The organism is Planctomycetota bacterium (assembly GCA_016235865.1).
Lineage (GTDB): Bacteria > Planctomycetota > MHYJ01 > JACQXL01 > JACQXL01 > JACRIK01.
Map to the genome: position 1 here is coordinate 89,015 of JACRIK010000019.1, position 11,013 is coordinate 100,027.

Annotated in this window: 7 protein-coding genes; all 7 read right to left on the minus strand. The window is 50.3% G+C overall.

Going from position 1 to position 11,013, the window contains the following annotated elements:
* Positions 1 to 314 precede the first annotated feature (314 nt).
* Positions 315 to 713 (minus strand): STAS domain-containing protein, encoded by a 399-nt coding sequence (locus HZA49_05875; GenBank protein ID MBI5778966.1) that lies wholly within the window; start codon positions 711 to 713, stop codon positions 315 to 317.
* Between the two features lie 52 nt (positions 714 to 765).
* Positions 766 to 1,155, minus strand: coding sequence for an STAS domain-containing protein (locus HZA49_05880; GenBank protein MBI5778967.1), 390 nt, complete (start codon positions 1,153 to 1,155; stop codon positions 766 to 768).
* An 89-nt stretch (positions 1,156 to 1,244) separates the two neighbouring features.
* Positions 1,245 to 1,964: a prepilin-type N-terminal cleavage/methylation domain-containing protein gene (locus tag HZA49_05885; GenBank protein MBI5778968.1), complete on the minus strand. Its 720-nt coding sequence runs from the start codon at positions 1,962 to 1,964 to the stop codon at positions 1,245 to 1,247.
* Positions 1,957 to 2,361, minus strand: a complete 405-nt coding sequence (locus HZA49_05890; protein ID MBI5778969.1) for a prepilin-type N-terminal cleavage/methylation domain-containing protein — start codon at positions 2,359 to 2,361, stop codon at positions 1,957 to 1,959. The genes HZA49_05885 and HZA49_05890 overlap by 8 nt, the downstream gene beginning before the upstream one ends.
* 29 nt (positions 2,362 to 2,390) lie before the next feature.
* Positions 2,391 to 3,869 (minus strand): hypothetical protein, encoded by a 1,479-nt coding sequence (locus HZA49_05895; GenBank protein ID MBI5778970.1) that lies wholly within the window; start codon positions 3,867 to 3,869, stop codon positions 2,391 to 2,393.
* Between the two features lie 540 nt (positions 3,870 to 4,409).
* The gene (locus tag HZA49_05900; protein MBI5778971.1) at positions 4,410 to 6,404 is read right to left on the minus strand and encodes a sigma 54-interacting transcriptional regulator; all 1,995 of its coding nucleotides are present in this window, start codon (positions 6,402 to 6,404) and stop codon (positions 4,410 to 4,412) included.
* A gap of 418 nt (positions 6,405 to 6,822) precedes the next feature.
* Positions 6,823 to 11,013, minus strand: a 4,191-nt coding sequence (locus HZA49_05905; protein MBI5778972.1) for a hypothetical protein, incomplete at its 5' end; no start/stop codon positions are given.

The following is an 11,013-nucleotide window of genomic DNA, read 5'->3' on the forward strand; positions in this document are numbered from 1 at the left end:
GCGGGTCGGGATTTGAAGGAGCCGCAGGTGGTGCGGGCTGACCGGGCGGCGGTCCCCCTTGAGACGGAAGCCCTGGTAATTGCGGCGGTGTGGGCGGAGGCGTTGACGGAGTTGAAGGCCTGCTCGGCTCATTCGGAGTAGAAGGCGCAGGCGGTGCCGGAGGGGGTGGCGGAGGCGAAGGCGTTGAACTCGCACCACCACCACCGCTTGGGCACGCCGCTTTAATATAATTACCCCGGGTTATCAGTATAGAACTTATTAGGACCAGTCCCAATATAAAACAGGGCTTACTCATGGTTAGTTATTCTTTTTATTTATAACGGCGCCAAAATGGCCTTGACGGCATTATTGACGTTGTCTACTATGTCTATGCAATTAACCAGCCCGAACAGTCGGAGCATTTCCTGGACCGCCGGTTCCCGGGGCTGGACGATAACCACATTGCCGCCCTTCTCCCGGCAGGAGCCGACTATTTTTATGAAGGTACCGATACCTGATGAGGTAAGGGCGCTCAGCCGGGACAGGTTAAACACAAGATGGTGTGTTCCGCCGACCTGTATTTCTGTTATGGCTCGCATCAATTCGTTTTCCGTATCATGGTCAAATGGACCCTCCAGTCCAATAACCACAACATTGTCCGGCAGTTTCATTGTCTGGAATACCAGTTCGCCCACACCGTCACTTTCCCTGATTCCTATCACGGATTGACCCATTTTATTCTCTCCAATCCATATTATATTTTAGGGTTTAAATAAAAACCGCGTCTCAATTATCCAGGGCTTTGACGGCATTATTGACGTTATCTGCCGTCCGGATAAAGTTGAACAACCCGAATACCTGTAATGCCTCCTGGACGGCCGGCTGGGGCTGGACGATAATAAGATCACCATAGTTTTCCCGGCAGGAATTCCCTATCTTTATAAAAGACCCGATGCCCGAAGAGGTGATGATATTCAACTTTGATAAGTCAAAGACAAAGCGATGGATGCCTTCGTACTGCATTTTAGTTATTGCCTCATTGAATTGGTTTTCGGTATTACTATCCAAAATTCCTTCCAGGCCGACAACAGCATTATCATCCTGCATCTTCATTATCCTTAATACCAACTCGCCCGCACAGTATCTTTCCCTGATTCCTATGACAGAATGACCCATTTTATCTTCTCCTATCCATCTTATGTTTATGGCCTAAATAAAAGCAACGTCATATTGTCTTTAATATTCATCTCGCTTCGTTCAGTTCATCACGGTGATTGGGAATTCTGTAGCCGCTTCTCCGTAACCCGGTTCACGATATATGAAGCCCCTTGCGGCGTTGACTGGCCCAACCAAAGATTGACAATCAGCCGGTTGCCGGCAAGGATATCTTCCATCCCGGAACTGTTAACCATCAGGAATAACGGGTCAGGCATACCGTCACCATTCACATCGCCTTCCAGTGGAGATTCCCGCAGGAAGATATTGCTGCCCATTAAACTACTCACTACCATATTATCCGAATTATCTTTTAGTAGGCATTGCATATTACCATGGACAAATCTATCCCGGAGCTGGCCATCCCGATTGTAATCAATCCGACTGGTTGTTTCATCCAGGACGACGCCGTTCGGATTAAAGCGAAAAACGAATTTCCAGTCGGGTGTGTCTCCGGCGCCCCAGTAGATATTGCCGCTGGCATCGCAATAAGAACCGCTGACGGCTACCGGTACCTGGAAGGTAATTTCGGTATGCCCGGTCGCGGTGACCGGAGGAGAAATAACCTTGCACTCCCCCATATATTCCGTGATAAAATCGCCCACCCGGTTAATCTCGGTTTCCAGGTTAACTATCCGAACCTGTTCCCCATAATTGGCCTGGATGCTCATCAGGCTGCCCAAAGCAAAAACCATAATGATGGCTATTATGGAGGCGGCAATCAGCACTTCAAGTATGGTGAATCCGGCTGGTTTATTAATTTTAATCATTTGCCCTCATCGTTTTCATGGAAAAATTCAGGGTCGCATTGGGGTCAAGCGCACCCTGCCAGGTGATAATGACGGTAATATCCAGCAGATTAGGATTAGTGTTATTGACCGAAATATAACCCGGGTTAGGCTGAGCAACCGGTGCGTTTAGTCCCGCCACGGTAAAATAGGTATTATGATAACGAGTTACCACCTGATTGAAGTCACAGGCCCCGATATCTTCCATCTTGTTGGCGGCGGCTGACTTGGCTGTGTCATATTCCTGGGTAACCTGGGTGAGGTATAAAGCTGAAGGGATAAGGGCGGTGGTGCCTAAAATCCCAATGGACAGGATGGTCATGGCGCTGATAACCTCTATCAGGGTAAATCCTTTTTCGGCGCTTTCCGGTAATTTCATAGATTTAGGCCTTTAGTTTATAAACCAGTTTATTGCAGTTTCTTAACCACCCGCGTCTGGAGGCCCCCCGGTCCCGGCGCCAGTAAAAAAGTAGTAGGCAAGGGGGTAGAATTATTAATATTACCTGCCTGAAGCAAACTAAGCGGCGACGCGTTCTTTCCCATTATCATTGAGCCGGCGGTAATCGTGCCGCCGCCTAATCGAATTATTCCTCCATTTGAATCTGCCGCAACAACACCGTTGCTCAATTTAAAATTAGACATAACGGCTTGTAAATCGTAATTGGTGTGCGCTAACACTTTGGTGGGGTTAGATGGACCCTGCAACAGGGCAAAGACGCCGCCTTTATGGGGGGTTACTATCCCCAAGCTAAAATCAGCGGTAGAAACATTCTCCGCAAGGATGGTCGCTTGCCAGGGGGGCGATGCCGGGTTCAGCATATGGTTGATTATAAATACTTGTATCCGATTAGTGTCTCTACCATAAGGGTAAGTTTCACTTACCGGACTCTCCCCGCCCGGGATATAAAATGTGCCGTTCTGGGTTCCGTCACCGTTATAACTCCAGCTTAATTCTCCCGGATAGTATGACAAAGGGACCCGGCCAATTATCTGCTGAGGCGCTTGTGTCTCTGAGCAACGCCAACCCATTACAGTACTTGTCTTTGCGTTGCCATATATAATGGTGCCGGTCTTATCGGTGACATCGCCATTATCGTGGAAGACGTAATCCGCCTGGTCCTTATAAGTAACGGGTTCTAAATTGGGAAAATTAGCATCTGGAAGTGGCGGTTGATTTTGGGAAACGGTCCCGCCGACGGTTGTCCCGCCAGTGTTGTTAAAGACCCCGGCGGTATAAATGTCGCCGTCCACACGTCCACCCTGCCCCCAAACATCTCCATTAGCCTTGATATGCCCTTTGGGCCCTAAAATTTGACTAGCTGTGCTTACCGTGCCGCTCCCGCTCAGAATGGCATAGTCCGGAGGAATGGGTGGTGTGGCGCCGCAATAATAGACGGACTCGTATCGCGACTTGGAACCATCCGGTAACATACCTATCACGCTAACATTTACAATATTGTCACTATCATGCAGGAGGTCGGAATCGCCGTCATCATTATCCGTCACCGTGGCCATAAACAAACCGCCGTTATAATCAATGTTCCGCCCAAATTGAAACCCGGCGGTTGTGGTGTCCACCGCTAGCGGTGTCGGACTCCAAGGGTCTGAAGGATAACTGGCATAATTACTTTGGCTCTGAACCAGTTCGTCATCCCATGAATTAGCTTTGCCGGTTACTAACACCGCATTAGACATATTAAGCCCAGCCAGAGCTATCTGCGAAGCGGTATGGTAATTAACCGAGGAGACGACCTCGTTATTGTTATCCAAAGCCAATGTCGTAAAAGCCATACCCAACGCCATGACCATAAATAACATCAGCATCGCGGCGACTAATGCAGTGCCTTTTTTTATTTTCTGGCATCGCTCCTTATTCTTCTTAACCATATTTCTTATTCTCTTTACCTTTTCTCCACAAGAATGACATTAAAGGGTCTTAGTTTCGCCTCGCGAACCTGGGAAACTGACGTCGCCTGGTTAATGGACATCGGAGCAAAACTGGATTCGCGAACAAAATAAACGGTGGCCGTTACGAAGGACAAGACTAATGCTAAAACGGCTATCGGCAAACCCCAGGCCTTTTTGGCGGCTGGGGCTATAGCACTCATGAAATTATAATAATCTACGGGTTGGGTTGCCCCCCAGCAGTAGTGACAAGTAAAACCACAGGATTCGCACTGGATAACTCCGCACCGTTCGCATTTCCTTAGTCCGAGTGCAATAACCTGCTTATGACAACGATAACAACTAATATTATTCACCATATATCCTTACCATATATAAGAGCAATTATTGTGCCAGTTTTCTCAGAAAGGAGTGAATTAAAATAATTGTTCCAACTTAATATAAATCAATATGTTATTGACAACTGACGCGTAAGATAAAAATGCAGATTCTAATAAAGTGTACACGAAAGTGGACGGGTGGTTACTTTTGGGTAATAAACTTATGGTCTATCTTTAGTTCTTTGAGTTTCTTATATAAACCGGAGCGGGCGTATCCGAGATGCCCACAGATTAGTTTTATATCACCGTTATATTTCTTTAATGTTTCTACAATGATATTTCGCTGGAATGAGGCAGTTAGGTTTTTAATGGTCGTTTTACCCTGAAGGGATGAGGACATCAGAGGATAATCACGCATAGGAGTAGAGAGCATTGATTCTGTAATCAGCTTGGCATCAGGATACAGAACGCAAATTCTCTGAATCTCGTTTTCCAGTTCCCGGATATTACCGGACCAGGGGTAGGCGGTGAGCAAGTCGATTGCGGATTGCGAAATGCGAATTTCGGATGGACTTCCCATCTCAGCTTTCATCTTTCCCTGCCCGTATTTCTTGAAGAAGTGCTGGACTAATAACGGAATATCCTCTTTCCTGTCTCTTAAAGGAGGCAAGTCAACGATAATAGTATTGATACGATAGAATAGGTCTTCACGGAACAGTTTTCGCTTAACCATTTGTTCTATATCCTGATTACAGGCAAAAAGGAAACGGGTGTTAACTGCTACCTGTTTCTGTGCGCCAATCCGCCAGACCAGATTCTCTTCCAGGACGCGCAGGAGTTTCTGCTGCATCCCGGCTGACATACTGGCAATCTCGTCTATAAAAAGCGTGCCGCCGGAGGCCAGTTCAATATAGCCCTTTTTATCTGCTTCTGCGCCGGTAAAGGCGCCTCTGTTATGGCCGAACAATTCGCTTTCCATGAGCGACTCTGGAATCGCCCCGCAGTTAATGGCTAAATATGGCTTATTGCCCCGGTGACTCATCCGGTGAATAGCCCGGGCAATTAGTTCCTTGCCTGTGCCTGTTTCCCCCTGGATTAGAATCGGCAAATCCGTCGGCGCTATTTTCTCTATCAGTTGATAGACCTCATTCATTATAATGGAACTACCGATGATGATATCTTTATACGGCGAGGTCTCATGACGATGGTTAAAGGTATGCGTTAGAATCTCCGGGATATATTCACCCTGCAGGCGAGGCAACAGGACCGTGTCCTGTAATTGGCGGAAGAATTTCTCAAACTCACGGGTTTTTTCATACAGCCAGACCGTATCCAAGGTGGAAAGAATTGGTTTTATCCGTCTTTCTATTGTGGCGGCCTTGTCAGGAAGGCCTTTAAGCAGGTAGCATCTGCTTAAAAGAAGCGCTGACTCGCAGGTATGGTCGTAAAATCTTAAGCGGCGGCTGTCTTTCAGGATGGCCTGCAAAATCCTGATAGTGCTGTCCACCTTATTTTGCAGAAGTTCAATCTGGGCCAGGTGGATTCTAGTTTCTAGTTCCCCTTTGGGTGATATAAGTTCTCTATTTACCCTTAGGTATTCTTCAAAGGACTGCCTGGCTTCGGCATAGCGCCGTATCGTAATCAGATATTCGCCTTTAAGATGATGATACCCCAACAGTAAATATTCATTGGATATCTCTTCCAGATGTGAGGGAATTTTTTCTTCAATAACTTCCCGGGCCTTTACCAAATCATCCTGATAAAGATAACAGTATGCCAGTCCTACCAGATAGTAAATACGATTTGCTTTGTCCATCGGCGCGATAGAATCCCCGTATTTTTGGTAATATTGATCTACTTTATGCAATTGGGTCAATGCCTGCTTGATATTTATGATACGCAGTAAACTGTATCCAAGAAGCAGGGAAACCTGGGCCAGTAGCGCTGGTTTGAAATGGTGTTTTGATGCTATGTAATGGGCCTTATAATACGCCTCCAGGGAACTGGAATATTCCGCCAGGTAGGAACAAGCATCTCCCAGGTAACAATATAGCGTGTATTCCTCAAGAAATGAGTAAGAAAAAACCGGCAATTTCTTTAATGCTACTTCGCACAGTCGTTTTGTTTTAAGCCAATTTTGTTTCCCTTTGAATGATTTTATCGATTCAAGATAATCGGATAATTTCTGCCGTTTCATTTGACTATTAGTATATACAAGAAATTGCGGACTGTCAAGCCAAATTCATTTCTGAATTCTGGGGACGTTTATTTAATTCATTCCGTTCCGATAGGATTCGCTAACGCGGTCTCTGAGGTGTTTCCCGTGCGCTCCCCGAAAACGTTCGGGGTACTCCGTTTCACTGCGGTGTTCGTTGCCCCAGCCTGCCGGTAGGCAGTATCTGCAAGGCATTTATCTTCCGGATTCAATTCCGAACGGCTCTAATCGTTTGTGGCTCTCAACCAGCCGGGTGTAGCCTTCTACCTTTCTAAATGCTTTCTCTGCACATTTTTTACATATGCCATGCGTGATGTTTTTGTTCTCTCTGGGCTTTTTTGTTCCCAAACCCTTACCGCACCAGGCGCATATTATTCGCATAATATCTGATATCTAAAAATCAGTAGCTTATAATAATCAAACCATTACCGGTCTGATAACCGGTGGTATAGATCGAACCCGTTCCCGATGTCCAGGATGAACCGCCGCCGGCCCCGCCGCCGCCGGTACCGCCAGCTTGGCCGCCGCCGCCACCGCCGCCGTAGTAGCCGCCGCCACCACCACCAGCGCCGGGGTTGGCCCCGCCGTTGGCGTAGCCGCCGTAGCCGCCGGTGCCGAGTGCGCCGGCGCCGCCGATTTGGCCGTTGCCACCCGCGCCGCCGCCGGCGCCGCCGCCGCTCTGAGTGCCGCCGCCACCACCAGCGCCGTTAGCGTTGGTGCCGCCCCAGGTGCCAGCGCCGCCGTTTTGACCGCCGGCGCCAGCGCTACCAGTATAACCGAGACTGCCATAATCGTATCCGCCACCGCCACCACCGCCGGCCACAATAATACGGTTAGCCAGAGCCGTGCCTGACTGACGGATGTCTGAACCTCCTCCTCCGCCGCCGGTACTGGCACCGGCGCCGTTGCTGTTGCCACCTCCGTTGAAGCCGCCGGTGGCGCCGCTACCCTGACCACCGGCATAGATATAGAGTGTCTGGCCAGGCGTGACAAAAAGCGTGGTCTGGACCCGTGCCCCGTTGCCAGCGGTGGCGCCGGAGTTAATGCCGTTGGCGCCGCGGGCGCCTTGGACATCCACTTGGATTAAGGTGACGCCAGTTGGCACCACCCATTGCTGCTCTGCGCCGGTATAGGTAAAGGTGATGGACCCCGATACGGGTGTTGTTGTAATGGTTCCGTTGATATCTATATAGGTTCTGCCTTGACCGCCGGCACCACCTTGATAACCACCAGCACTACTACCGCTACCGCCATCGGCAGCAATAGAACCTGAATTAATAAGGGTGTTAGCTATGATAATAATAGACCCGCCCGCGCCACCACCATTACCACCAGGAACACGGTACGAGTTACCGCCTGTCGCCGCATTAGACGTCTGGCCGGTAGCAGTTATTGATGCAGATGCGGCTACAGTAATAGCATTAGCGCCGATAAAGATAATACCGCCGCCCCTACCGCCAGAGGTATTATTAGCAGTTTGAGAACCATTTAGTGTGCCGCCGCCGGCGCCGCCGCCGCCGCCCAGATATGCCCGTTGATTAAGCGTAGATGAATTACCAACTATTCCACCACCACCACCGCCACCACCGGCGCCCTGCTCAGTAAAACCGCCGGTTCCCCAACCTTGTCCACCTGCGCCACCATTAGCATCAGAGCCATTATAACCGCCATAATAGGCAGAAACACCTGTAGTGCCGGTACCAATAGTGCCGTGCCCGCCACCACCGCCGGCGCCACCGAACATAGTACCTGTACTAAAACCCTGAATACCGCCGCCGCCGCCGCCGCCAGTGCCTGTTCCGCCGGCGCCACCGGTCCTGGCAACAGCAAAATCCTGACCGGCGCCGCCACCACCGCCCTGACCTGTATTACCGTCTGTGGTATTGGTTCCACCTGTGCCGGCCGTGCCATTATATGATTCACCAGCGCCGGCATTGGCATTATAAGCGGTTCCAGCGCCGCCGGCAAAACCCACAGCACTGGCATTAATTCCGTTAGCCACATTGACCGTTAATGTGCCAGAAACCCTGAAGGCAATAACGCCGCCGGTGTCGCTTATAGTAAAATTCCAGACATTACAGGTAAGCGAGCCGCCAGTATTAATAGTGACATCAGTATAATTCGGCACCCGTTGAACCATTATCCTTTGGGTGGAGCCGTCATAGGCATTGGTTAGGTTAGAATCCACAGTAATTGAACTGCCCGTGGGCAGTCCGGTTATCCTCCTGAATTCATATAACCCGACATCGGTATAAGTTGTTGAGATGCCTTTGAGATTAATGATAATGATTTCATCACCGATGGCAAAGCCGGTTGGCCGGGCAATGCCTGATGAAATGGTGGTCTGGCCTGAAGCGACATTATTAGTAATTGACCAGTTGACGCCGTCCGGCGCAGTTCTACCGCCGTAGCCATTGGTATCCACATTAATATTCACGGCAGTTGATATGGTCCAGGCGTTGTCAGCGCCGGTACCGGTGTTACTGGATGTAATATTAAATGAATTGGAGACGGCAGAGGCCAGGCCGGCCGAGGTGGCGGTTAAGGTATATGGATTAGCCGTGCCACTGATTGTTACACCGGTGAATGTCGCAATGCCGGCCACGGCAGACACACCAGTATACGCGCCGCCCAGTGTCGCCCCGCTACTTGCCGTAATACTCACCGGATTGGTGGCATTGGATACGAAATTATTATAAGCATCAAGTATTCTGACTGTAACAACCGGGCTGAATGGATTGCCTGACCGCGTATCGGTCGGTTGCTGGACAAAAGCCAAGGCGCCGGCCGAGCCATATCCGCTTAGGTTAAAGGTTGTAGAGGTGGCGAAGACCAGGCCGGCTGCGCTGGCGGTTAGGGTGTACCCGGTGGCCGAGATGCCGCCCACGGTCAGGTCAGAGAATGTGGCGATGCCGCCAGCCGCCGGGCGCGGATTAGTGCCGCCAAAGGTCAGGCCGCCGGTGCCGGTGATGGTGATAGCATTGACGGCGTCTGCGCGCGTATTGCCGTAGGCGTCCTGCACGGTGACAGAGACGGACGGGGTAAATCCGTTGCCAACCGTAGTATTAGTCGGCTGGACTATAAATGCTAATCTGTTGGCTGATGCCGGTATGATATCGAAATCCGTGGAGCGGATAGCGTTGAGCGTAGGAACTGAAGCGCTTAGAGCATAGCCCGTGGCGGCTAAGGTTATACTTATCGGCGAGAAGGTGGCGATGCCGCTGAGGTCGCTGGCCACAGTTAATGCGCCATTAATCAATGTCCCATTAGTCGCGGTTATTGATACATCCACTGAAGGCACCAGGTTGTTATACTGGTCCCTAACCTCAACCGCAACTGACGGCGTAATGCTTGCTCCGGCTGTGGTCGTGCCCGGCTGCTGGATAAATGCCAGTGTGTTCGGGGCGGCCGGTGTAATATTAAATGCAGAAGAAGTAGTTGATAGCGCGCCGGCGGTGGCGCTTAAAACATAGTTATTAGCAGCCAGGGTCATGCTTAATCCAGAGAAAGTGGCTAGACCGTCAGCAGCACTAACCTGAATCAACGTTCCATTAATAAGCGTACCGTTGGTGCTGGTGATGGAAACCGAAGTGCCAGATACAGGATTGGTGTAAACATCCCTGACCCGGACGGTAAGAGAAGCCCAGGTGTTGCCGGCTGTAATGATCTGCGGAGGAGCGATAAAAGCCAGATTATTAGCCACACCCGGGGTGATAGCAAATACCGTAGAGGTGGTGGATGTCAGGCCGGCTGAGGTGGCGGTTAAGGTGTAGCCGGTGGCCGAGATGCCGCCGGCGGTCAGACCGGTAAAGATTGCTATCCCGCTAACCGCATTGGTCTGGGTAATCACGCCTAATACGGCTCCGGCAGAAACGGTCAGCGTAATGGTATTGGCTGCGGCTGGCACGATATTGTTATAATCATCCTGAACCGATACCTGAACGGTCGGTATAAATGAGCTACCTGCCCCGACGGATGTCGGGGGAGCGGTAAAGACCAGTTTGGTAGCCGGGCCGGAAATGGGGATAGTAACCGTGTTGCTGGTTCCTTGATTGCTATTATTATCTTGAGCCGTGATGGTAAATCCCTGGGGCGGAGTCCCATCATACACGGCCCGGTAATAAACCGTGGCGCTCCCCCCGCTTAATGTGTAAGTCGTGGTGGTGACGGTGTAACTGCTGTTTGTATAGAAGGTCACGGTTGGGGTGGCGGTTACCGCGGTGATGGTGGTGGTGATAACCGTAGATGAATCATAATCGACCGTATTCCCATTGGCATCACGGGCCGTGACGGTTACTGTCTGGTTGGTGCCGGTAACCGCAGAATAAGAGGCCGGGATAACTGAATAAGCGGCGATGGCGCCGGGAACCACGGTAACGGTCTTGCCGCCTGATTTAGCCGGGGCAGATACTGATGTGGCGGTGATGGTAACCGTGCCTGACAGGACCCCGGTTAATTTATCCACACTGAGATTAGCCGAGCCGGTGTTGTTGGCTTTGGTCCAGTTATAAGTATCAGAGACAATATTATTATTGATGTCCCTAGAAACCGCGGTGTATGATGAAGATTCCACACCAGAGGTAATCGGGTC

What these genes read in the sequence shown, in the direction of transcription:
- HZA49_05875 (MBI5778966.1), bottom strand. Translation starts at nt 713, where the DNA reads ATGGGTCAATCCGTGATAGGAATCAGGGAAAGTGACGGTGTGGGCGAA.
- HZA49_05880 (MBI5778967.1), bottom strand. Translation starts at nt 1,155, where the DNA reads ATGGGTCATTCTGTCATAGGAATCAGGGAAAGATACTGTGCGGGCGAG.
- HZA49_05885 (MBI5778968.1), bottom strand. Translation starts at nt 1,964, where the DNA reads ATGATTAAAATTAATAAACCAGCCGGATTCACCATACTTGAAGTGCTG.
- HZA49_05890 (MBI5778969.1), bottom strand. Translation starts at nt 2,361, where the DNA reads ATGAAATTACCGGAAAGCGCCGAAAAAGGATTTACCCTGATAGAGGTT.
- HZA49_05895 (MBI5778970.1), bottom strand. Translation starts at nt 3,869, where the DNA reads ATGGTTAAGAAGAATAAGGAGCGATGCCAGAAAATAAAAAAAGGCACT.
- HZA49_05900 (MBI5778971.1), bottom strand. Translation starts at nt 6,404, where the DNA reads ATGAAACGGCAGAAATTATCCGATTATCTTGAATCGATAAAATCATTC.